This is a genomic window from Rhizobium sp. AG207R (assembly GCF_027109195.1).
GTDB classification, from domain to species: Bacteria; Pseudomonadota; Alphaproteobacteria; order Rhizobiales; family Rhizobiaceae; genus Rhizobium; species Rhizobium dioscoreae.
Map to the genome: position 1 here is coordinate 265,165 of NZ_JAEPVT010000002.1, position 21,500 is coordinate 286,664.

At 59.7% G+C, this 21,500-nt stretch carries 22 protein-coding genes and 2 tRNA genes; 9 read left to right on the plus strand and 15 right to left on the minus strand.

The window, feature by feature from the left end; translation table 11 throughout:
- The first annotated feature begins 234 nt into the window (after positions 1-234).
- From JJQ51_RS05240 to JJQ51_RS05250, 3 genes are all read left to right on the plus strand, one after another.
- On the plus strand, positions 235-582 hold the full coding sequence (locus tag JJQ51_RS05240; RefSeq protein WP_113331984.1) for a hypothetical protein: 348 nt from the start codon (positions 235-237) through the stop codon (positions 580-582).
- Positions 583-1,013: 431 nt separating this feature from the next.
- Entirely contained in the window at positions 1,014-2,075 is a 1,062-nt protein-coding gene (locus JJQ51_RS05245) for a porin (protein WP_113331924.1), read from the plus strand.
- Between the two features lie 338 nt (positions 2,076-2,413).
- A complete protein-coding gene (locus JJQ51_RS05250) occupies positions 2,414-3,496 on the plus strand; it encodes a 3-deoxy-7-phosphoheptulonate synthase (RefSeq protein WP_173002495.1) in 1,083 nt (360 codons plus the stop codon).
- A gap of 31 nt (positions 3,497-3,527) precedes the next feature.
- On the opposite strand, the gene JJQ51_RS05255 is transcribed toward JJQ51_RS05250, so the two are convergent.
- The 6 genes from JJQ51_RS05255 to JJQ51_RS05280 form a co-directional block, all read right to left on the minus strand.
- Positions 3,528-3,941, minus strand: a complete 414-nt coding sequence (locus tag JJQ51_RS05255; protein ID WP_113331927.1) for a DUF6314 family protein — start codon at positions 3,939-3,941, stop codon at positions 3,528-3,530.
- Entirely contained in the window at positions 3,941-4,468 is a 528-nt protein-coding gene (msrA, locus tag JJQ51_RS05260; RefSeq protein WP_113331928.1) for a peptide-methionine (S)-S-oxide reductase MsrA, read from the minus strand. The genes JJQ51_RS05255 and msrA overlap by 1 nt, the downstream gene beginning before the upstream one ends.
- The gene (gene msrB / locus JJQ51_RS05265; RefSeq protein ID WP_069613810.1) at positions 4,465-4,914 is read right to left on the minus strand and encodes a peptide-methionine (R)-S-oxide reductase MsrB; all 450 of its coding nucleotides are present in this window, start codon (positions 4,912-4,914) and stop codon (positions 4,465-4,467) included. Before msrB ends, msrA begins: the two co-directional genes overlap by 4 nt.
- Positions 4,915-5,091: 177 nt before the next feature.
- Positions 5,092-5,589 (minus strand): GAF domain-containing protein, encoded by a 498-nt coding sequence (locus JJQ51_RS05270; protein ID WP_113353944.1) that lies wholly within the window; start codon positions 5,587-5,589, stop codon positions 5,092-5,094.
- A 37-nt stretch (positions 5,590-5,626) separates the two neighbouring features.
- Positions 5,627-6,331, minus strand: a complete 705-nt coding sequence (locus tag JJQ51_RS05275) for a pentapeptide repeat-containing protein (protein WP_371864909.1) — start codon at positions 6,329-6,331, stop codon at positions 5,627-5,629.
- A 458-nt stretch (positions 6,332-6,789) separates the two neighbouring features.
- Positions 6,790-6,866: transfer RNA gene (locus tag JJQ51_RS05280), tRNA-Pro, on the minus strand.
- A 303-nt stretch (positions 6,867-7,169) separates the two neighbouring features.
- On the opposite strand from JJQ51_RS05280, the gene JJQ51_RS05285 reads away from it, so the two are divergent.
- A complete protein-coding gene (locus JJQ51_RS05285) occupies positions 7,170-7,595 on the plus strand; it encodes a hypothetical protein (RefSeq protein ID WP_113331932.1) in 426 nt (141 codons plus the stop codon).
- Between the two features lie 175 nt (positions 7,596-7,770).
- Complete coding sequence (locus JJQ51_RS05290; RefSeq protein WP_113353942.1) at positions 7,771-8,154, plus strand: hypothetical protein; 384 nt, start codon at positions 7,771-7,773, stop codon at positions 8,152-8,154.
- A gap of 25 nt (positions 8,155-8,179) precedes the next feature.
- Here the strand turns inward: JJQ51_RS05290 and JJQ51_RS05295 are convergent.
- Positions 8,180-8,254: transfer RNA gene (locus tag JJQ51_RS05295), tRNA-Gln, on the minus strand.
- 157 nt (positions 8,255-8,411) lie between these two features.
- Here JJQ51_RS05295 and JJQ51_RS05300 point away from each other — a divergent pair.
- Positions 8,412-8,714 (plus strand): cupin domain-containing protein, encoded by a 303-nt coding sequence (locus JJQ51_RS05300; RefSeq protein WP_113353941.1) that lies wholly within the window; start codon positions 8,412-8,414, stop codon positions 8,712-8,714.
- The gene (locus tag JJQ51_RS05305; protein WP_113353940.1) at positions 8,711-9,619 is read left to right on the plus strand and encodes an MBL fold metallo-hydrolase; all 909 of its coding nucleotides are present in this window, start codon (positions 8,711-8,713) and stop codon (positions 9,617-9,619) included. The genes JJQ51_RS05300 and JJQ51_RS05305 overlap by 4 nt, the downstream gene beginning before the upstream one ends.
- Positions 9,620-9,625: 6 nt before the next feature.
- Here the strand turns inward: JJQ51_RS05305 and JJQ51_RS05310 are convergent, their stop codons facing one another.
- Positions 9,626-10,558, minus strand: a complete 933-nt coding sequence (locus JJQ51_RS05310) for a DUF1499 domain-containing protein (RefSeq protein WP_113353939.1) — start codon at positions 10,556-10,558, stop codon at positions 9,626-9,628.
- Positions 10,559-10,799: 241 nt separating this feature from the next.
- Here JJQ51_RS05310 and JJQ51_RS05315 point away from each other — a divergent pair, with 241 nt between their 5' ends.
- On the plus strand, positions 10,800-11,216 hold the full coding sequence (locus JJQ51_RS05315; RefSeq protein ID WP_113354080.1) for a hypothetical protein: 417 nt from the start codon (positions 10,800-10,802) through the stop codon (positions 11,214-11,216).
- Between the two features lie 91 nt (positions 11,217-11,307).
- Complete coding sequence (locus JJQ51_RS05320) at positions 11,308-11,589, plus strand: hypothetical protein (protein ID WP_113353938.1); 282 nt, start codon at positions 11,308-11,310, stop codon at positions 11,587-11,589.
- 24 nt (positions 11,590-11,613) lie between these two features.
- On the opposite strand, the gene ppdK is transcribed toward JJQ51_RS05320, so the two are convergent.
- The 7 genes from ppdK to JJQ51_RS05355 form a co-directional block, all read right to left on the minus strand.
- The gene (gene ppdK / locus JJQ51_RS05325; protein ID WP_113353937.1) at positions 11,614-14,280 is read right to left on the minus strand and encodes a pyruvate, phosphate dikinase; all 2,667 of its coding nucleotides are present in this window, start codon (positions 14,278-14,280) and stop codon (positions 11,614-11,616) included.
- Between the two features lie 168 nt (positions 14,281-14,448).
- The gene (locus tag JJQ51_RS05330) at positions 14,449-15,774 is read right to left on the minus strand and encodes a hemolysin family protein (protein ID WP_113353936.1); all 1,326 of its coding nucleotides are present in this window, start codon (positions 15,772-15,774) and stop codon (positions 14,449-14,451) included.
- Positions 15,775-15,899: 125 nt separating this feature from the next.
- The gene (smc, locus tag JJQ51_RS05335) at positions 15,900-19,361 is read right to left on the minus strand and encodes a chromosome segregation protein SMC (RefSeq protein WP_113353935.1); all 3,462 of its coding nucleotides are present in this window, start codon (positions 19,359-19,361) and stop codon (positions 15,900-15,902) included.
- A 186-nt stretch (positions 19,362-19,547) separates the two neighbouring features.
- Entirely contained in the window at positions 19,548-20,237 is a 690-nt protein-coding gene (locus tag JJQ51_RS05340; RefSeq protein ID WP_069613791.1) for a DsbA family protein, read from the minus strand.
- Positions 20,238-20,420: 183 nt separating this feature from the next.
- On the minus strand, positions 20,421-20,693 hold the full coding sequence (locus JJQ51_RS05345; protein WP_112724546.1) for a type II toxin-antitoxin system RelE family toxin: 273 nt from the start codon (positions 20,691-20,693) through the stop codon (positions 20,421-20,423).
- Complete coding sequence (gene relB / locus JJQ51_RS05350) at positions 20,677-20,901, minus strand: type II toxin-antitoxin system RelB family antitoxin (RefSeq protein WP_069613789.1); 225 nt, start codon at positions 20,899-20,901, stop codon at positions 20,677-20,679. Before relB ends, JJQ51_RS05345 begins: the two co-directional genes overlap by 17 nt.
- Positions 20,902-20,984: 83 nt before the next feature.
- On the minus strand, positions 20,985-21,479 hold the full coding sequence (locus JJQ51_RS05355; RefSeq protein WP_113353934.1) for a DUF721 domain-containing protein: 495 nt from the start codon (positions 21,477-21,479) through the stop codon (positions 20,985-20,987).
- Positions 21,480-21,500: the final 21 nt, after the last annotated feature.

Consider the following 21,500-nt stretch of genomic DNA (forward strand, 5'->3'; position numbering starts at 1 on the left):
TTGATGACTGGCCGGAAAGGTAACGCGGCCAGTCCACTCACTGACGGCGGCACAGCAAGAAGGCGAATCGAAGGCCAAACACGGCCGAAAACCTTACCGCGCCGCAACAGAATATTTCGAAACCACATAAAATGTGCGCGCTAGATTCGTGCGCCAACGATCTTCGCAGCGGCGTCAGGCTGGCGTTTATATTCGCCGCTGCTATATCATATCCCCATGATATCAGACCGGTTTTTGAAGATTATTGCCTGGACCTATATTGCGGCGCTTATCGGCGTAACGCTTGCTCATCTCAATTGGCAGGCCACATTCGGCAATCCGTTTGACATCTTTCGCGCCCTTGCGCTCTGCGTAGCAGGCATGCTTGCCCGCCTCGCCTACCCGCAGTCTCCCTCCTTCACTTGTCTCCTGATGATCGGCAGCGTGCTGGCGCTTTCCCTTTCGCATCTGTTGGCAAGCGGCAATTACGGTTCGCCGCTCGACATCATCGTCGGCATGACCAGCGGGCTCTGGGGCATCATGATCGGCTCTATATTAAGCAAACTCATCGTCTCAGCCTCGAAGCGACCAGTCTCATACTAACCGACCGGAAGAGCTGGCGATGGCCTGAATAGACCCCTTGGCTGCCGCGAGAGGGCGATGACGTGGTGTAGCCACCAAATGGGCAACTGCATTTGGCCGAGCACGCCGCAATAAATATTATCAAATAATATTCGAATAAGATAAGGTACCACATTCTATCTTAAAATGACTATTGCGTAGCCAATATTATGCAGAACTTATCATTTTGTTTGCGCCTGTTGCTTTCTTGCAACTCGAACTTAAATTTCACGAAAAAGTCATCCCGAGAAAAATATATCATATAACTTTGCAGGAATTCGTCTTTAATAGCGACCAGAAGCGGGTGGGGCCCGTTTCTCCCGAGTCGGGGTTTTTAAACAGGGATAGGGTTAAGGCACGTCGATTTTTCGGCGCGATTGCCTATGCCCAATCTATATTGGATTGGAGTTTTTATGAACATCAAGAGCCTTCTTCTCGGCTCCGCTGCTGCCCTGGCAGTAGTTTCTGGCGCTCAGGCAGCCGACGCTATCGTTGCTGCCGAGCCGGAACCGCTGGAATACGTTCGCATCTGCGACGCATATGGCGCTGGCTACTTCTTCATCCCGGGTACGGAAACCTGCCTCAAGATCGGCGGTTATGTCCGTACCGAAGGCAAGTGGTACGACGCCTACAACCCGAACAGCCACAATGGCACGCTCTGGCACACGCGCGCTCATCTGAGCCTCGACACTGCGACCGACACCGAATATGGCCCGCTGAAGACCAACACGGTCATCCGTTGGGACTGGCAGGATGGCGGCTCGACCACCACGAAGCTGCTGTTCGCAAACATCAGCCTCGGTGGCTTCCTGGTCGGTAAGGCTGACTCCCAGTACAACTCGTACATCGGTTACGCTGGCAATGTCATCAACGACGACGTGGTCAATGATGGCCCGTACGAACTCAACCAGTTGACCTATAACTATGACGCCGGCAACGGCTTCACGGCTGTGATCTCGGTTGAAGACTCGAACTCCGGTTCGGGCGCTACGGGTGCAAACGGCGAAAACAGCACCAACCACTACGCTCCGGACGTTGTTGCCGGTGCTGGTTACAAGGCTGGTAACTTCGGCTTTAAGATCGTCGGCGGTTATGACTCCATCGTCGAAGAAGGCGCCATCAAGGCTCGCGTCGATGCCGACTTCGGCGTCTTCAAGGCCTTCTTGATGGGCGGCTGGAACACGGACGGCGACAAGCTGAACAAGTATGCAAACGCCAACGGCGCTGGCTCTGCCAAGGGCATCGGCTGGGGCGACTGGGCTGTCTGGGGCGGCTTCACCGTTCCGATCAACGAAAAGCTGCAGGCGAACGCTCAGGTTGCCTACACCGACTCGAAGATTTTCGCAGCCACCGCGAACGTCCGTTGGAACCCGGTCAAGAACCTGCAGATCACGCCGGAAGTATCCTACACCAACTGGGACTCCATCAATCAGGACCAGTGGGCTGGCGTTCTCCGCTTCCAGCGTAGCTTCTAAGACCACTTTACTGAGATCTGATCTGACTTGACCCCTGATCGGATGGGGATCGGCCTTACTTCCAGCGAAGTCGGGCCGATCCTTCCGAGACAGGGGTAAGTCATTTTTTCTGAAGGCTGGCTCTGCAGCATGCCGTCTGAAATCTCAATCTTCCTCATCGACACCAGGCATTTTTTATCGTAGAGACAGCCCATGTCTTTCGCTCACGCATATTCCGCACGATTTTATTCGTACCGCTGCTCTCAGCGGAGACGGGCCTGTGCGTAGTTAGAAAAGACACGACAGCAAAGACCCGAACAGCCGCTAGTTCTACCTGGCGGCTTTTTTGTCGCCACGGTATGACCCCAAAAGGAACCGATACCGTGTTGAATTCCACTGACGACTTGCGCATTGTCGAGATCACGGCGCTGACGCCGCCATCTCGAATTATCGATGAAATCCCCCGCGACGAGGCGGTGACAGCGACCGTCACCGGGGCGCGCAACGCCGTCCACAACATCCTGCGCGACGAAGACGACCGGCTGATCGTTGTGATCGGCCCCTGCTCCATTCACGATCCGGCTGCTGCCCACGAGTATGCCGCCCTGCTCAGGGAACAACGGGACCGCTTCGCGGACGATCTCGAAATCATCATGCGCGTCTATTTCGAGAAGCCACGTACGACGGTTGGCTGGAAGGGTCTGATCAACGACCCGCATCTCGACGGCAGCTACCGCATCGAGGAAGGCCTGCGCATCGCCCGCAAGCTGCTGTTCGACGTCAACGAGATCGGTCTGCCGGCAGGCTGCGAATATCTCGATACGATCACGCCGCAATATATTTCCGATCTCGTGAGCTGGGGCGCGATCGGCGCGAGGACGACCGAAAGCCAGGTGCATCGGCAGCTCGCATCCGGCCTCTCCTGCCCTGTCGGCTTCAAGAACGGCACGAATGGCGACGTGCGCATCGCGCTCGACGCAATCGTCGCGGCATCGCAACCGCATCACTTCCCGGCCGTGACCAAGGAAGGCCTTGCCGCGATCGCCTCGACCCGCGGCAACGAGGATTGTCACATCATCCTGCGAGGCGGCAGAGAGCCCAATTATGACGCCGAGAGCGTGCAGTCGACGGCAGAACAGTCCCTCAAGGTCGGGCTCGAGCCGCGCATCATCATCGACGCCAGCCATGCCAACAGCAGCAAGAACCCGGAAAACCAACCGCTCGTCGTCACATCGGTCGCGGAGCAGGTCGCAGGCGGGGATCGGCGGATCAAAGGCATGATGATGGAGAGCAATCTCGTCGCCGGCCGCCAGGATCTCGTGCCGGGCAAGCCTTTGGTTTACGGCCAAAGCATCACGGATGGCTGCATCGACTGGCCGACCTCGGTGCGCACGCTGGAAGATTTGGCGAAGGCCGTCCGGGCACGGCGCCAGGCTCGCTAACGCGGCCTCCCATTCGGGAGACCGGTTCCGATCAAATGCGTCGGTAGTGCGCGAGGCTCAGGTAGTTTTTTCTGGGCCCGCGCACATGCCACATCTCCGCCCAATCATCCGACGTGCGAAAGAACAGACGGCCTCGATAAAGATCGGGACCGCAGTGATGGGTGACGCGCTGCGAGGCGCCCTCACCGATGCGAATGAATTCCGAAAGATTGGGGAAACGCACGACGAGATCGTCGTCGGCATCGTCAAGCCGATAGGTGCGGCTGCTTCTCAGCGTTGCATGGTCGCTTCGCGTATCGCCATGTTCCTCGAACTGGACAGGCGTAACGAACGCCTGCCCTTCGAATGTGACCAGGGAGCGATTGAAGCGATCGATGATCCGCCGCTTCACCTCCCATGAGCCAAGGAAGGAGTCCAGCCGGCCAGCGCCGGCCGATCCTTTCATCAGGACGCCGCGCGCTGCGCTGCGTCGGCCTGCCGGCGCGGCAGTTTCCAGCCCGGCCGGATGAAGTGGCAGGTATAGCCGTTCGGATAGCGCTCCAGATAATCCTGGTGCTCCGGCTCTGCCTGCCAGAAATCGCCGACGGGGGCGACCTCAGTGACGACCTTGCCGGGCCAAAGGCCGGAAGCGTCGACATCGGCGATCGTATCCAACGCGACCTGCTTCTGCTCTTCGCTGGTGTAGAAGATCGCCGAGCGGTAGCTCAAACCGACATCGTTGCCCTGCCGGTTGCGCGTGGTCGGATCATGGATCTGGAAGAAGAATTCCAGCAGATCGCGATAGCTGATCTTCTGCGGATCGAAAATGATTTCGATCGCCTCGGCATGGGTGCCGTGGTTGCGGTAGGTGGCGTTGCGGACATCGCCGCCGCTATAGCCGACGCGCGTCGAGATGACGCCGTTGTAACGGCGGATGAGATCCTGCATGCCCCAGAAGCAACCGCCGGCGAGAACTGCACGTTCCGTTGTCATCTTACATCCTCCACTTGATCGATATAGGCACCATAGCCCTCTGCCTCCATGCGGTCACGCGGCACGAAGCGAAGCGAGGCGGAATTGATGCAATAGCGCAAGCCGCCGCGATCGATCGGACCATCCGGGAAAACATGGCCCAGATGGCTGTCGCCATTGGCCGAGCGCACTTCGACGCGCACCATGCCATGCGACATGTCGGTCAATTCGCTGACATTGGCGGGTTCGATCGGCTTGGTGAAGCTCGGCCAGCCGCAGCCGGAATCGAATTTGTCGGCGGAAGCAAAAAGCGGCTCGCCCGAGACGATATCGACATAGATGCCCGGCTGCTTGTTATAGAGATATTCACCGGAGCCGGGACGTTCCGTGCCGCTCTGCTGCGTCACGCGATACTGCTCAGGGGTAAGCTTGGCGATGGCCTCTGCCGTCTTGCTGTATTTGCCCATTGTTGTTCTCCTTGCCCCTCGGCACGCCCTCCGAGCTTGGCCTGGTCCTGGGGGCACGGAGAGGGCCGGATGAAGCTCGAGCAGCGCTGAGGGAGTGTTTGCAGGGCCAATATAGGTATCACGCGATCGATTTGCCATATCGATCACGACTGCGTGACGCCCTGCCCTTCCTGCAGCTTAGCCATTCGCCTCGCTTGAGGCCGCATAAATCGCGGCGAGCGCCTCGATACCGGCTTGATCGTCACCATCGAAGCGGCCGGGCAGCGGGCTGTCGAGATCGATGACGCCGAAGACCTTCCCATCGCGAAAGAGCGGCACGACCAGCTCCGACCGCGAGGCCGCATCGCAGGCGATATGCCCGGGAAAGGCATGCACATCCTCGACGAGGACCGACTGCGCCCTTTCGACCGCTGTTCCGCAGACGCCGCGACCGACGGCAATGCGGACACAAGCGGGCTTGCCTTGAAACGGCCCCAACACAAGCTCGTCTTCCCTGTGAAGGAAATAAAAGCCCGCCCAATTAAGCTCCGGCAGCATCTGGAAGATCAGCGCCGAGGTATTGGCCGCATTGGCAATCCCATCGCGCTCACCATCAAGCAAGGCCTTCAGCTGATCCGCAAGCTCTCGATAGAATTCGGGCTTGCTGCCATGTTGGATCGATTTTTCTACGAACATGTGTCTGCTCTTTCGAAGTTCTGTCACGAAGAGACTGTCAGTCCTTCTCATCGGGCGGGCAAGGCCAGCTGGACGGCGCTTTCAACCAGGACGGCAATATGGTCGTATTATCCCCGCACGCTAGATTGATCTGCGCCTGCTGCAGACCGCTTGCCTTCGAAAGATCAAGACCCTCGATGCGCGTCAGATACATGAAGGCGCCGCTGAAGGAAGTCGACCCGTCCATCACCGCGCCATTCAACGTGGCGCGCGAGAGATTGGCGAAGGAGAAATTCGCGCCCGTCAGCACGGCCTTGTCGAAATCGGCACGGCCGAGCTCCGCCTTCTGAAAATCGGCGTTCTTCAGCTGCGCGCCGGCAAATTCGGCGCGCTGCAATTCGGCATTGGCAAAGGACGCGCCATTGGCGGAGGCACTGCTGAAATCGGAGCGATATGCCTCGATCTTTGCGAAGTTGGCGCCATCGGCCTTGGCATTCTTCAGCCAGGCACGCACCAGAGTCGCTTTCTCGAGATTGGCCGAGGTCAGATTGGTATCGCTGAGATCGGTGCTGTCGAAATGCGCGCCGGCCAGATTGGCACCGTGAAGGTCGCTGCTCTGCAGCATGATATTGGTCTTGCTGCAGCCGCTCCAGTCAAGCCCAGGTCCGGCGACGTTGCCGCAATCGGCGGCACGCAGGGCATTGCTGCTGGAACCCAGAAGAAATGCGGCGCTCAACGCCAGCACACTGAAGCCGGTCGCGATTCCCAATCTCTTCCCAATTCCCAATCTCTTCCCAACGGCCTTACTGCGCAAAGCGCTGTTAGTCTGCCGTCGCCCCATGATCGTCTCCCCAGCCAATCTGGCCACCCCGTCAACAAGACTCATTCCGTTACTCCGCTCCAGCACCTGCCAGCCGAACTCTCGCCTGAGTCGGATGCACGTCCCTCTTCCTTGTATATGGTGCTTCGGGCGACAAAAAGAGCCGGTTTTGTAAAAGCGTACCCGAGGCACGGTTTGGATGTGAGCTTATGAAAGGGGGAATAGGCGACAGGCACCAGAAGGATTGCGGCAAAGCCTCATACGCCCGTCCTCAAGGAGCGAGACGGCCTGATCGAAACGCCGCCATCAGGCATTGGCGAAACCCCGCCCGGCCTTGCAAGGCGAGCAGACAGCACTCTTAAATGGGAGATTTTTTCGGGAACAAGATCAGTGTCTTAAGCTGGTCGGAGTGGAGTGATTCGAACACTCGACCCCCACGTCCCGAACGTGGTGCGCTACCAGACTGCGCTACACTCCGTGACCAGCGGCGCTTCTATAGACCAGCCATTTTTGATGCACAAGCACCAAATTCAAAAAAAGCATCTGATTTTTGACGAAAAAATTACAACTGCATCTGCCTAGAAAACCGGCAGGAAACAGCGGCCGAAAATGCCGGCGTGCAAAAGACGCAACAGATCAAGTAAAATCCCGTTTGTACACGCTGATGGGAATTTTCTTTTGCCGGCTTTGGCGCTAAAGCCCTAAGCGGGACAGGTGGAAATGTCGTGGGACAGCGGCCTTTCCGCAACCTTATGCGTGACAGAAGCTCAAGGACGACACGATGAATATCCGCATGATGACCGCGGCTGGACTGTTGCTGGCGCTGGCCGGTTGCAGCACCACGACGACAACAACGACAGCAGCCCTGCCGCTGCTTGCGAAGAACCCCGTTCAGGATCGCTGGCAGGGCCAGTCTGCAGGTCGCTTCTTCGCGGCTTACGGCCCGCCGATCTCAGATCGCGATGAAGGCGGTAATCGCGTCTACACCTGGCGTGGCGGCTACAAGAACGTCACCATCGTCAACAAGGACGGCAAGAAAGCCGGCAAGCGCTCCCTCAGCTGCAAGGCCGACATCGTTACCAACCAGAGCTACGAAATCCGCTCGGTCAAAATCCTCGGCGACCAGCCCGGCGTCAGCGGCCCCTCCTACTGCGCCGAGCTTCTGGCTCCGCCGGAAAAGACTGCAAAAGCCGAACAAGCGGACTGAGGCAAAACTTCCTCCCGAACAATATCAGCGGGCGGCCTGCGAGGGCTGCCTGTTTTTGTGTGCAAGTCACCCACCTAGGGATTTCTCTTCACCCTTCGTTATTTCACTATAGACATCTTAAAAGTTATATCGTTGATTGCAACTTCAACGTTAATTTACTTTTATTGGTGCTAATATGAAGTTGAAATCTCTTGCGGCATTGGCCGGAATATCTGCGCTCGCAAGCTGTGCAACCACCCCCGGATCGCCGATGGAAACTTACCTAAACCGCTATGCGGGCGCGGAAACGATTGCCACGAACTGTCCGGCTTACGGTGGATACAGCTCGGTTGTACAAATGCGCGCCGATGCCGAGAAAAACCTTGCCCAGGCGAAAGCACTCGGCGCGACGGACGCGGACGTTAAGAAGGCTCGCGACCGGGTGAACGGAAACTTCGTAGGCGCATCGATCTTGGTTGGCGACATGCAGGCTTGCAGCGCATTCATGAACAAGCTTGCATGGGCAGGATCGACACCTGTTGAGCCCACGGTCGTCAAGCCGAAGAAGAAGATCAACTAATCATTACTTTGTCGATAGTGGAGTGTGGCTGGGGCGCCAGGATTCGAACCTGGGAATGCCGGTACCAAAAACCGGTGCCTTACCGCTTGGCGACGCCCCAACAGAGAAATAGCTGTCATGCCAGCCAAATCGGCGTCTGATTAGCAAAGGTCGCATCGCGCTACAATGACTAAGTGATGTGCGGATGCATATTTCTGTGTGCTTTCTGCGCGGCTATGATAGGTCTTGCTGCACCGCATTTGAAGTGAAGAGGTCCGATGAGCCAGTTTCGCGCCCGCCCTCCGGCCATGCCTACCGTGCTTCTCGACGACGCTGTCTGCCGCATTACGCGCTGGGATTTCGAGCCGGGTGCTGATACCGGGCATCATGTTCATGGCCTTGGCTATGTCGTGGTGCCGATGACGGATTGCCAGTTTCTGCTGGAGGAGCCCGGCGGTATCAGGCGTGTCGATATCGCCAAGGGCTCTGCCTACCGGCGGGAGGCGGGCGTGGAGCACAATGTCGTCAATGCCGGCTCCGAGCCGATGTCGTTCATCGAAATCGAATACAAGCAATCATGAGCGCGCCTGACTTCGACCTCGCCTTCGAACCCGCCTATGGCCGCGCCATCCCCGTCGTGCCTGGCATCGAGCGGATGACGGTCAACAATCCCAGCGCCTTCACATTCCACGGCACCAACAGCTACATCGTCGGCGGCTCTTCCGTCGCCGTCATCGATCCCGGCCCGGAGAATGAAGAGCATTTCGCCGCCCTGATGGCCGCAGTGAAAGGGCGCGAGGTCACGCATATCTTCGTCAGCCATACCCACCGCGATCACTCGCCGCTGGCGAAAAGGCTGAAGGAGGCGACGGGGGCGCTGACCGTCGGCGAAGGGCCGCATCGGGCCGCGCGCCCGCTCCATCAGGGCGAAGTCAATCCCTTTGCCGAAAGCTCCGACATGGAGTTTCAACCGGATATCGTGCTCGCCGATGGTCAAAACGTCTCTGGAGACGGTTGGACGATGACGGCGCTGCTGACGCCCGGCCATACGGCCAACCACGCTTGCTTCGCGCTCGAGGGCACGGGCATCGTCTTTTCCGCCGATCATGTCATGGCCTGGGCAACCTCGATCGTCGCACCGCCTGACGGCTCCATGGCGGATTACATGGCTTCGCTGGAGCGGCTTCTCGCCCGGGAGGACCGGCTGTTCCTGCCTGGACATGGTGGGCCGGTGAAGGAGCCTGCCTCCTTCATGCGAGGATTACGGACCCACCGGCGTATGCGCGAGCGCGCTGTACTGGAGCGCATCAAAGCCGGCGACCGGCTGATCCCGGACATGGTGAAAGCCATTTATCGCGATACGGACCCACGCTTGCATGGCGCAGCAGCCCTTTCCGTGCTGGCGCATCTGGAAGAGCTGGTGGAGAAGGGTCAGGTGGAAACCGATGGGCCGCCGGCGCTTTTGGGCGCTTATCGCCCGGCTTGAGCCTGCTCAGCTTCCGGCGATGCCGAGCAATTCCGCATCCAGTGCCTTGAGATAGTCATCGGCCAGATCGGCGCTGGCGCCGAGATCATCCTGGCCGTAGCGGGAAGCGACGCGAATATCGACGAGCGTCGTTTCCGCCTCCTCGCGAATGCGGATCAATATATCGCACGGCAGGCCGAAGATGCGGGTTCGCGTTTCGCCCTGCAGGATGACGTCGGTATTCTGACGGATGAGTTCCGCCACTCCATCACGGAAGGGACGCGGGGTCGGCACGGGAATGATGGCGGGCACATCGCCGGCGGCGCTGTCATCCTGGGCTGGATTGACGGTCTGCGGGCGTCCACGCCGCTTCGGCCTCACATTGCCATTCGGATCGGCCACATCGGCGCCTTCGGCCTTGACGATGGTGATGTGATAATCATGCGCAACCTTGCGCACCGCCTCCAACACACGGTCGGCAGCGCCCTCGTAGCGGCGGCTGATCAAAGCGGGATAGGCATCGAACTGCGCCTCGCGTTCCTGCTGCGTCACCAGATGGCGCGGCGGCAGCCACAACTGCCGCGCATCCGGCGTCGCCAGCCATTCCGGCGGATCGTTGAGATCGGTCGAAATCTCGTAGATATGCGGCCGGGTCCAGTAGCGCTCGGCACCGAAACCGAAAATCGCCAGCGGCAGGGCGGCATAGACGAGCGCCTTGACGGCGGAGACACCACCGATGGCGGCACTCTGCCAGAGCTGAGCAAGACCGACCAGCGCGAGCAGCACCGCCAGGATGGCGCAGCCAGCAGAAATCAGGAGCAGCAGAACGAAGTAAGGCGTTTCCAGCGGCCCGAAGCGGTGGCCGATCAGCGTCACTCCGCAGAGAACCAATGCAAACGAAGCGATCAAACGCGCGGCGCGGGCGGCATGTGAAACAGGACGGTCGAAACGAATGGTCATCAAAGGCTCGTCGGCGCGTCGGATCGGAAGCCGGATGCACCGAATCCCAGAAAGCGACTTATGTTTAGATCAAGAAATGCCGAAAATAAATCGAATGTCACGGCATCGGTGTCCAATGTTTTGTCCAAGCTCAAACCAGTAACGCCTAGACCAAAAACGTGAGCACTTGCTTAAATTCCTAAAAAAGGCCATTCTTTAGCGTTTTATCGAGGCTGTGAAAGGACTTGATGAGATGGAACCGATGCTTTCTCAAGACGTCACTGCCAAATCAATGCCGGGAGCGGCGATTGCCGGAACCGATACGATCGACCCGTTCCTACCGCTGGAGCTGCTTGAACTGGAGCTTTCGCTTGAGGGTTTTTCCGGTGGCGAACCTGGTTTCTGCGAAGCCGTGCGCAAGGCCGCTTCGGCAGTGCAGGGCGACTTCCTGTTTGATCTGCCGGCTGAAGGGCTGATACCCGATTGCCGCAGATTGGCGGTGCTGCGAATTCCCGAAGGGAATGCAACGATGCGCACCCTCTTTGCCGCTCTGGACGAAGACGGTGCGGAAATCCGCCTGCTGCAGCCGGATGAAGACACCGCGCACCTGCTGCGCTTCGCCGATGCCTTTGTCGATCTCTTGCAGCGGATGCCGACAAAGCCGAAGGAAGCGGCCTAAGCAACCTGGCTGCGGTGGTAATACGTCTTTCGCGCCACCACGCGCGACGCTATAGTCTGTGCCTGTAAATCCGCATTCAGGATAACATGTCATGCGTATCGCAGCTTCCGCACTATCTCTTCTCGCCATTATGCTTGCACTCTCCTCCTGCCAGACGGCCGAAGAAATCCGGGCGGCCGATGCGTCAAGATGCAGCGGCTATGGCTTTAAGCCAGGCACCCAGAACTTTGCCAATTGCCTGATGAATCAGGATCTTAGCCGGCGCGCGGATCAGCGGGCTTTCATGGAAAGCAATGACGACTTCTTCTGGGGTCCGACCATTGTCGTCGGCGGTCCGGGATATTACTACCATCGCGGCTACTGGCGCCACTGACCTGCATATTTCAGAATTAGAGAATCAGGCTCGCCCCTTGATCGCTGCTTGCGCCGCCGCAAGCCGCGCGATCGGCACGCGGAACGGCGAACAGGATACGTAATCCAATCCGATATCCTCGCAGAAATGGATAGACGCGGGATCGCCGCCATGCTCGCCGCAGATGCCGAGCTTCATGTCGTTGCGCGTGCGGCGGCCGCGCTCCGACGCGATGCGGATGAGTTCGCCGACCCCGTCGAAATCGAGCGATATGAAGGGGTCATGCTCGATAATGCCCTTGCGCTGATAGGTCGGGATGAAGGCGGCAGCGTCATCGCGTGACATGCCGAATGTCGTCTGCGTCAGATCGTTCGTACCGAAGGAGAAAAATTCGGCAGCCTCCGCGATGATATGGGCACGCAAGGCCGCGCGCGGTAGCTCGATCATCGTGCCGACGAGATAGTCGATCTTCATTTTCGCTTCGGTCATCACGGCGCGCGCCACCTCATCGATGCGGGCCTTGACGTAATCGAGCTCCGAGCGCAGACCGACGAGCGGCACCATGATTTCGGGCACAACGGCAGCCCCCGTCTCGCGTGCAGCGAGGACCGCCGCCTCGAAGATGGCGCGGGCCTGCATTTCGACGATCTCCGGATAGGAAATCGCCAGGCGACAACCGCGATGGCCAAGCATGGGATTGAACTCGTGCAACGCATCCACCCGCTGGCGTAGCGCGGCCGGCTCCATGCTCATGATGCCGGCAACCTCGGCAATCTCCTCATCCGTTTTCGGCAGGAATTCGTGCAGTGGCGGATCAAGCAGGCGGATCGTCACCGGCAGGCCATGCATGATGGTGAAAAGGCCGGTGAAATCAAGCCGCTGCATGGGCATGAGCTTGGCAAGGGCGGCACGGCGCCCCGTTTCGTCCTCCGCAAGGATCATCTCGCGCATCACATGAATACGGTCGCCTTCGAAGAACATATGCTCAGTGCGGCAAAGGCCGATGCCTTCGGCGCCGAAGGAACGGGCCGCGCGCGCATCGGCAGGTGTGTCGGCGTTGGTGCGCACCGTCATGCGGCGCGAGCGGTCCGCCCAGGCCATGATGCGCCCGAAATCACCTGACAATTCCGGCTGTATCATCGGCACTTCGCCCTTCAGGACCTGGCCGGTAGAGCCGTCTATCGTGACGATATCGCCCCTCTTCAAGGTGACGCCAATGCCGATCAGCTTCTCATTACGCATGTCGATGCGCATGGTTCCGGCGCCGACGACGCAAGGAATGCCCATGCCTCGGGCAACGACGGCCGCGTGACTGGTCATGCCGCCGCGCGTGGTCAGGATCGCCTCGGCGGCATGCATGCCGTGAATATCTTCGGGGCTCGTCTCGATCCGTACGAGAATGGCTTTGCGGCCTTCTTCCTCGGCAATAATCGCCTCTTCCGCGGTGAAGACGATTTCGCCCGTGGCAGCCCCCGGAGATGCGGGCAGACCGGAGCCGATGACCTCGCGGTGGACACGCGGGTCGATCGTCGGATGCAGAAGCTGGTCCAGCGACGTCGGATCGATGCGGGAAACAGCTTCGTCTTCGGTAATCAATCCCTCATCGACCATGTCGACGGCGATCTTCATCGCCGCCTTGGTGGTTCGCTTGGCATTGCGGGTCTGCAGCATCCAAAGCTTGCCGCGCTCGATGGTGAACTCCAGGTCCTGCACGTCGCGGTAATGCGCTTCCAGCTGTGCGCAAATGCTGCGGAACTCGGCAAAGGCTTCCGGCATCAGCTTTTCCATCGACGGCTTGTCATAGCCCGACGCGATCCGGGCGACTTCCGTGATGCTTTGTGGGGTGCGGATGCCGGCAACGACATCCTCACCCTGCGCATTGACGAGGAATTCGCCGTAAAGCTCCTTATCGCCCGTCGACGGATTTCGCGTGAAGGCGACGCCTGTCGCGGACGAATTGCCGAGATTGCCGAACACCATCGCCTGGATATTGACGGCGGTGCCCCAGGCCTCTGGAATATTATGCAGATTGCGATAGGTGACGGCGCGCGCATTCATCCAGCTGGCAAAAACGGCACCGACGGCGCCCCAGAGCTGAACTTCCGGCTCCTGTGGGAAGGCCTCGCCCAATTCTTCCTCGATGACTGCCTTATAGATCGAGACGACATGCTGCCATTCGACGGCGGTCAGATCGGTATCGAACTCGTGGCCGAACCGGGCCTTCTCATCCTCCAGGATCTCCTCGAAGACCTCGTTATCGAGACCCATGACGACATCGGCATACATCTGGATGAACCGGCGATAGCTGTCCCACGCAAAACGGGCATCGCCGGCATCGTGGCCGAGCGCCTGCACTGTAGCGTCATTGAGCCCGAGATTGAGAACCGTATCCATCATGCCCGGCATAGAGGCGCGGCCGCCGGAGCGCACGGATACCAGCAGCGGCCGTTCCGTATCGCCGAACTTGCGCCCGGTGATGGCCTCCATTCGCTGCAGACCTCGCATGACCTGCGGCTTCAGCTCTTCAGGGATTTTACGGCCGTTCTTGTAATAGAAGCTGCAGACATCGCTGACGATCGTCAGTCCCGGTGGAACCGGCAGGCCGAGATTGCACATTTCAGCAAGATTTGCGCCCTTGCCGCCGAGCCGTTCAAAATCGCCGGCGCCCCCCTCGGCCTTACCGTCGCCGAATGTGTAGACCCAATTCGTCATCGTCTCCGTCCAACTCCTCCGGTTGAACTTAATTCACTGCAGCACAAATGAAAATCGACAAATATGGCAAAATGTTGCAGTGCACAATAAATATGACCCGGCGGCTCCCGATTTCAATCGGTTGATCGGAATCGGGAGCCTTCGGGTCCATCCAGAGCGACTTGACGGCTAAGGTTGCGGCTCGCGCTTGGCGAGAATCTTGTCGATGCGCATGCCGTCGAGATCGACAATCTCGAAATGCCAGTCGCCGAAGGAGAAACTTTCGCCCACTTCGGGCAGATGGCCGAGTTGGTAGAGCGCAAAGCCCGCGAGAGTATGGAAATTGACCTCCTCCTCGCTGAAACGCAGTCCCAGCCGCGCGAAGGCATCATAGACAGGCATCATGCCTTCCATCAGCAAGGATCCGTCGGCCCGCTCGACGACATCGGGCGTGTCGTTTTCCAGATCGGGCAGATCGCCGGCGATCGCTTCCAGAAGGTCCGTCTGAGTGACGATTCCTTCCAGACTGCCGTATTCGTCGATGACCATGGCGAGGCGGACTGGCGCACGTTTGAAGTTTTCAAGCACCTTGAAGACGGCCGTGGATTCATGAACGACCAGCGGCTGGCGGATGACGGCCATGGGGTTCAGCGGCTCGCCGTTCAGAAGCTGGTCAAGCAAATCCTTCTTCAGGATCATGCCGATCGGCTCGTCGATCGATCCGCGGCCGACGAGAAGCTGCTCAAACCGACTTTCGCGGATGGTTTTCTGCATTTCCTCCGGTGGGTCTTCGGCATCGATCCATTCGACCTCGAGCCGCGGCGTCATGATGTCGGAGACGTCGCGGTCGCCGATATTGAAGACGCGTTCGACCAGATCCTGCTGCGCCTGTTCCAACAGACCAGCCTCCTGGCTTTCGGCGATCAGGAGCTTGATCTCGGCCGGCGAATGCAGCGAGCCCTCGCCGGCACCGGGACGCAGGCCGAAAAGGCGGAGCACGAGATTGCCGAGGCCGTTCAGCACGGTAATGGCCGGACGCAGCAAGAAGAGGAACAGGCCGAGCGGACGCACGACGCCAAGCGCAGTACCTTCGCTGCGCTGCAACGCCAGGCTCTTCGGCGCAAGCTCGCCAAGGACGATATGAAGCGCCGTGATGATGATGAAGGAAATGGCGACGGCGATCGCATGCGACCCAGCCGCAGCCCATGTTCCGGGCAGAAAATCGAGCAGCGGCTCGAGCAGATGAGCAAGAGCGGGTTCGCCGACCCAACCGAGGGCAAGCGAGGAAATGGTGATGCCGAGCTGCGTGGCGGCGAGATTGGCATCGAGATTATCGACCGCCTTCTGCAGCGCCTTGGCGTTCATGCGCCCTTCGGCAACGAGCTCCGTCACGCGGCTGCGACGGACGGACACCAGAGAAAACTCCGCCGCAACGAAAAAGCCGTTGGCGGCGACGAGCAGCAATACGGCAAGTATTCCGAGGATATCGAAAATACCGCCAGTCGAGTCAGACATACTTCCCTTCCGGGCGGATCAACGCCCATGTTGTTGATTTAAAGACGACGCTAGCACGCTTTAGGGCTGTGCGGCAGACGACGGAGCAATTTCTTGTCGAAACGGGAACAGTTTTATCATCGCTCTCAAGCGATTTCGCGCAGCCGTTCGGCAGTCTGCAGGTCGACGGAGACGAGCTGCGAGACGCCCTGCTCCGCCATGGTGACGCCGAAGAGACGATCCATGCGGGCCATGGTGATGGGATTGTGGGTGATGACCACGAAGCGAGTCTCAGTAGAGGCCGCCATCTCGTCCATAAGGTTGCAGTAGCGCTCGACATTGTGGTCATCGAGCGGCGCATCCACTTCGTCCAGAACGCAGATCGGCGCGGGATTGGTGAGGAACACTGCAAAGATCAGCGCCATGGCCGTCAGTGCCTGCTCGCCGCCGGAAAGCAGCGTCATGGTCTGCGGCTTCTTACCGGGCGGCCGGGCGAGAATTTCGAGGCCTGCCTCTAGTGGATCATCCGACTCGATGAGCTGCAGTTCGGCCGTGCCACCGCCGAAAAGATGGGTGAACAGCCGCTGGAACTGCGCATTGACGATGTCGAAGGCGACAATCAGGCGTTCGCGGCCCTCGCGGTTGAGGCTCTGGATCGCGCCGCGCAGCTTCCGGATGGCGTCGATGACGTCATCGCGTTCCTTGATCAGCGCCTGCAGCCGCTCTGTCAGCTCCTTGCTCTCTTCCTCGGCGCGCAGATTGACGGCACCGAGACGCTCGCGCTCGATCTTCAGCCGCTCCAGCTCGCGCTCGACTTCGCGGAGGTCAGGCACGTTTTGCGATACTGAAAGGCCGGTCAGGCGCATCGCCTCATGCGGCTCGACGTTCAGGGCTTGGCGGATGCGCAATTCGCTTTCCTGCCGACGCTCACGCGCCGACACCAGCCGCTCCTCGACGCGGCCGCGCTTTTCCCGGCTTTCGGCGAGCTCGGAGAGTGCCGTCGCCGCATGGCGATCGGCTTCGCGCTGGATGCCTTCAGCTTCGGCAAGACGGTCTGCGGCCTGCCGGCGGGCATCCTCGGCCTTCTGCAGCTCGTTCATCAAGGCGCGGCGCTTGTCATCGAACTCATCGGGTGCCAGATCGAGCTCAGCCGCCTCTTCGCGCGCTTCCTCTTCACGGTCGCGCAGCGTCTGAATGTGCTCCTCGGCGCTGGCGGCGCGCTGATGCCAGGTGTCGCGCTCCTGCTGGATCGCCAGGATACGACCTTGCCGCGCCTCGTTTTCGCGGTTCAAGCCCTCATGGCGGGCGCGTGCTTCGGCCAGCACGCCACGATCCGTTGCGACTTCGGCCTGCTGGTCGCGCAACTTCAGATCGATGGCGTCGAGATTCGGCGCGTCTTCCAGCTCGATGCGGGCATTTTCATCCTGCATGACAACGTCTTCCAGCTGCTCCTGCAGCCGGCTGACGGCCTCAATGATGACGTCACGGCGGCGGATGAGATCGCCGGAAGCGCGCTCTGCGGCAGCGAGCGCTTCGCGCGCCTCGGCCAGATGACGGGCAGCAAGACGGCTTGCGTCACGGGCAGTCGTGAGATGACCTTCTTCTGCGCGGATCGCATCGGCGGCTGCTGACAGGCGCTCCTCGGCCTCGGCTAGCACATCGCGCGCAAGCTCCGCTTCGGCTTCCAACTCAGAAAGACGGTTCTTCTGGGCAAGCCGCAGGGCAGCCGCACTCGGCGCATCCGCTCCGGTCACGTGACCGTCCCAGCGAAACACGGCGCCATCCCTGGTCACTAGCCGCTGTCCCGGCTTCAGCTCGGGCATCAGCCGCAGCGCGTCTTCCACCGAGACAATGCCGATCTGGCGCAGACGCCGCGTCAATGCCGCCGGCGCGCCGACATGGGTAATCAACGGCGCGGCACCTTCCGGCAAGGCCGGGTCGTTCGCACCGCTGCCATTATCCGACCAATAGACGGGTGCCTCGGAGCTGAGCGAGGATTCCAGATCATCGCCAAGGGCTGCGCCAAGCGCCGTTTCGAAGCCACGGTCGACACGCAGCTCTTCGGCGACAGGGGAAAAGGCACCGGACGTATCGCCCGCCGCCAGCATCTTGGAAATGGTCCGCGCCTCGGTTTCCAGCGCATTCAGACGCGCCCGCGCCTGCTCAACGGGGCCCCGCGACAGCGCCTCGGTTTCACGCGCCTTGGCAAGAACGGCTTCGACACGCTGGATCTCGCTTTCCGCATCCGCAACGACGTTTTCCGCCGCCTCGACCATGTCGCGCTTTTCACTCGGGTCGGGCAGATCGGCCATCTTTTCGTCGATGGCGGCAAGCTCGCGGTTCGCTTCATCGGCCTGTCGCTCGAGCCGCATCTTGCGATCGGCCAGATCGCGGATGGCGCGCTCCAGCTGATTGCGAGCGGCGGCAGCTTCAGCACGTTCTGCGGTCAGCGTCGTAAATATCCGCTCGCTGTCGGCGAGCTTGGTGGCCGCTTCCTCGAAGGCTAAGCGCGTTTCTTCGGCAAGCCTGCCGGAATCGGCAAGAATATCGGCGAGATCGGCTTCTTCCGCGTCGAGTTTTGCCAAAATAGCAGCGTTGTCGGCGACAAGCCGCTGCTCGCGGCTGATGTCCTCCGCCAGCTGTGCCAGCCGACGAATCAATTCATCCCGCCGGCGGAGGATGCGGTTGACATCTTCCTCCAGCTGGGAGCGGGCGATCTGCAGACGCTGCAAAGCGGCGGCGGCTTTCGCCTCTTCGTCGCGCAGTTCCGGCAGCTTGAAGCTGGCAATGCCCTGTGCCTTTGCCGCTTCCATCTGGATTTGCGCCTTTTCGGCGACGAGCACTGTTGCCTGGTTGAGCGCGCTGTCGGCGTCGGCTTCGGCTTCCTTGGCCTGCACCCAGTGGATATGCAGCAGCATGGCCTCGCGGGCGCGGATATCGGCCGAGAGCATCTTGAAGCGATTGGCCTGCCGCGCCTGCCGCTTCAGGCTCTCGATCTGGCTTTCGAGCTGCGAGGTCACATCGTCAAGCCGCTCGAGATTGCCTTCGGCGGCGCGCAGACGCAGCTCAGCTTCATGGCGGCGCGAGTGCAGGCCGGAAATGCCCGCTGCCTCTTCCAGCAACTGGCGACGCGCCTGGGGCTTCGCCTGGATCAGCTCGCCAATACGCCCCTGCCCGACCATGGAAGGCGAACGGGCACCGGTGGAAGCATCGGCAAACAGCAGCTGCACATCCTTGGCGCGCGCTTCCTTGCCGTTGATACGATAGACCGAGCCCTGCTCGCGCTCGATGCGGCGCGTGACCTGGATTTCGTCGCTGTCATTGAAGGCGGCGGGCGCGGTGCGATCGCTATTGTCGAGGTAGAGGCCGACTTCGGCGGTGTTACGGGCCGGGCGATTGCCGGATCCGGAGAAGATCACGTCATCCATGCCGGACGCGCGCATGTTCTTGTAGGAATTCTCGCCCATGACCCAGCGCAGCGCTTCGACAAGATTGGACTTGCCACAGCCATTCGGGCCGACGACACCGGTCAGGCCACGCTCAATGACGAATTCCGCCGGTTCGACGAAGGATTTGAAGCCGACAAGTCTCAGCCTGTTGAATTTCATCGGCTGATCTCCACCCTCCCCTTGAAGGGCAGAGTCGGACCCAAGATCCAGGGCGGGGTAATCATGCGTTCACCCCGGAAATCACCCCCACCCGCGCGTTCCACGCGACCTCCCCCCTCGAGAGGGAGGTAATGGAAAACAGGCGTGCGATCTCGGCCGCCCGCCTGTGATGTAAAAAGGCGCGGATCAGAGCAGGCTGTCGATAAGCTTCGACATGGCAGCAACAGACATGTCCCCTGCATAGCGCTTGCCATTGATCAGGAAGGTCGGCGTCGCATTGACGCCGAAATCCTTGGCTGCGCGTTCCCGTACGGAATTGACATCATCCAGAAGCTTCTGGTTCGTCAAGCATTTCGTGAAGCTATCCTCAGTAAAACCAGCGAGTTTCGACATTTGGAGCAATGCGGCACGGCCGTCGACATCTGGAGAAGCCCAAGCGATCTGCTGCTTGAAGAGCATTTCGACCATCGGCATGTACTGTTCCTGCGGGGCGCAGCGGGCCAGCATGAAGGCTGCGGCAGCGCGCGGATCGAAGGGGAATTCGCGGATGATGAAGCGAACCTTGCCGGTATCGACATATTTCTGCTTGATCGTGTCGAAGGTCGTGACGGCAAAATGCGCGCAGTGCGGGCAGGTCAGCGACATGTATTCCACGATCTTGACCGGCGCATCTTCCTTGCCGAGTGCGATCTCCGGCAGCGGGCCGGGCTTCAGCACTTCATTCATGTCGACATTGCCGTCCGACGGCGGCACTTCGTCTTCTGCAGTTGCGGCGGATGCGGTGCCTGCAACGGCAGAGAACGCCACGGAAAGGGCTGCAACGGCAGAACCGCCCAGCAGGTGGCGTTTGGTCAAGAGCATGTCGGACATCGGCATAGAGTCACCCGTCGTTGAAAGAGGTCTTCGAATGTTTCATGCGATATAACGGCAGCTTGCCGCTAACAAGGCACGGTTGGCCAACTTTCTTCAAAGAATTGTGACCGGGGAAAGACAAAAAGCTAAAATTGCTGCCGGAATCGCAACGAGACAATTAGCTGTATCGAATACAGCATGGTCGGATTATTTTCGATAGACTTCACGTCTGTTGCCGATTCGAACGATCAGTATCCGCACGGCTCTATCTTCTATGTGCGCGATAATACGATAATCCCCTACTCTGTATTTCCAGAAATCGCCGAGTTCCGAGCCCTTCAGCGCCTCTCCGATGGCACGCGGATCATCCAGCTTGGCAACACGGTCGTAAAGAAACTTCAAGATTCGTCGGGAAACCTCATGTCCGAGTTTGTCTAGTTCGCGCTCGGCGGCTCGTTGAAATTCAATCCGCCACGCCATAACGCGCCATCAGTTCGGCCAGCGAAACGGTGTCACTCTCACCACGGCGAAGCTCTTCGAGACGCTTTTCCGCCAAATAGATATCCTCAAGATCATCGAGATGCTCGAGAATTGCTTCGCGCGCATAGAAGCTCTTGCTGCGCCCCGTACGCTTGGCGAGCTCATCGAGTCTTGCTTCAATTTCCGGCGGAAGCCTTAAGGCCAGCATCACATCTAACTCCGTTCGCTATACAAATATAGCAAACGGGAACGGATATCCAATCCGGTTTCGATATTCAGTGCTATTATCTCCTACCGCCGCTTCCACGCCATGGCCGTACCCAGGCGCTGGACGGCGGCCCTGATCTTCTCATCCTCGATGCCGTTCATCATGTCGGCCAGCTTGCGCGCCGCCTCGCCCTTCAGCGGCGGCGGCGTGCGGGAGCGTTTGGAGGCAACCGAGACCGGCTTCTGCACGATGCGGATCTGGTTGACGGCATAGAAGCCGAAGAAGCTGTTGATGCGCTGGATGAGTTCGCCCTGGGCATGCGTCAAGAAGAGCGCGCGGGCGCCCTCGCAGGCGATCGTCAGCACGCCAGGCTGATAGCGGTCGTCCATGCCGGGACCGCTTCGCTTCGCCCACGCGATCTTCTCCGGCCGTGTGCAATCGGCAAAGTCCTCGCCGGCGATCTCGTCCCAGCAGCCGAGCAGCGTTGTATTGATACCTGCGCGCTTTGCCAGCACGGGATCGACAATGCCGTTGGTCAGCTCGGAAATCTGCTTTTCGCCTTTTCGGGGATAACTCATTTCAACTGGGTCTCTACACAG